We start from the raw sequence: 676 nt of genomic DNA, 5'->3' as shown, positions 1-676 counted from the left end.
CTGAATAACATAGTAATGGTGCTCTCTCAATCTCTTGCCTTAAGTCTCATAGGTTCTTTGATAGCCCTGAGTGGCTACAATCTGGCATTTGTTTTTGTGGCAGGAGGCTTTGCGGTCGCCATATTATTCTTCGTAATAAGCACGCTTGATTATCAAAGACCACTAAACGAACAAAAGGCAGGCAAGACCTAGAAACATACGAGCTATAAAACTAAACTAATCGTCCGGAAGGGTATTCACTACGCACTACTTTGCATCGGCTTCAACTCTTCGTGAAGACGTTCGCATCTTTCGTATCAGAGCATTCTGTAATCCTCGTGGATAATTATTCTGCAAACAAAGTCATAATGCGAAAATCCCTTTCTCTAGGCACCAATTTATACATTCCTTATTTGCCTCAAGGTCCTGCTTCTCATCTGTTATCTCGACGACCATCGAATCCTGACCTTCGATGATTGCCGCAACGGTTCTTGTATTCCCATGGGCCATAGCAAGTCTTTCATCAATATAAATGATCGGAAATGGAACACTTTTCACTCTGAATAGCTCTGAGTTTGGTAAACGATATATAAAGCTGACTGGGCTGCAAACCCCTGTTCGAATCATAAATCTTCTTGACATGACTACCCCATATAATTAATTCACAGCCGACAGACTTCACGACTTTCATGAGCAT

Annotated in this window: 2 protein-coding genes; one reads left to right on the top strand and one right to left on the bottom strand. The window is 41.6% G+C overall.

What is annotated here, in order from left to right; genetic code table 11:
• A partial coding sequence (locus BG32_RS15515; protein WP_183084284.1) for a hypothetical protein occupies nucleotides 1–192 on the top strand: 192 nt, incomplete at its 5' end.
• A gap of 150 nt (nucleotides 193–342) precedes the next feature.
• Here the strand turns inward: BG32_RS15515 and BG32_RS15420 are convergent.
• The gene (locus tag BG32_RS15420) at nucleotides 343–537 is read right to left on the bottom strand and encodes a hypothetical protein (protein WP_147434826.1); all 195 of its coding nucleotides are present in this window, start codon (nucleotides 535–537) and stop codon (nucleotides 343–345) included.
• Nucleotides 538–676 lie beyond the last annotated feature (139 nt).

The sequence above is a fragment of the Mesotoga sp. HF07.pep.5.2.highcov genome (assembly GCF_003666285.1).
GTDB classification, from domain to species: domain Bacteria; phylum Thermotogota; class Thermotogae; order Petrotogales; family Kosmotogaceae; genus Mesotoga; species Mesotoga prima.
This window is presented reverse-complemented; position numbering and strand designations above follow the sequence as displayed.